The 315-nt window shown below is 69.5% G+C and carries 1 protein-coding gene; it reads right to left on the reverse strand.

Annotated elements, in window-relative coordinates:
* Positions 1 to 315 (reverse strand): VCBS domain-containing protein (locus tag B3E91_RS04385; protein ID WP_287028556.1); only part of this gene is annotated, 315 nt, incomplete at both ends.

The following is a 315-nucleotide window of genomic DNA, read 5'->3' on the forward strand; positions in this document are numbered from 1 at the left end:
CGCCGGCCTTGAGGTACTGCACATCGGCATTGGCGACGTTGTAGGTCCAGACGCCGGCGCTGGTGATGCTCAGGCTGCCCAGCGCGCCGTTGCTGGCGGTGATGCCGGTGGTCTGGAAGCTGGCCTCGCCGCTGCCGTCGAGCCCGGTGTCCGGGTCGGTGATGGTCAGGGTGCCGGTATCGGTCAGGGTCGGGTTGCTGGCGTCCTCGGTCACCGCGCCACGGTCGTCGCCGGCGATGGTAGCGCCATCGTTGGTGCCGGTGATGGTGACGACGATGTCGTGCGGGGTGCCATCGGCGCTGCGCACGGTGAAGG

Origin of the sequence: Pseudomonas sp. UBA6310, assembly GCF_002438225.1 — a bacterium.
Lineage (GTDB): Bacteria > Pseudomonadota > Gammaproteobacteria > Pseudomonadales > Pseudomonadaceae > Pseudomonas_O > Pseudomonas_O kuykendallii.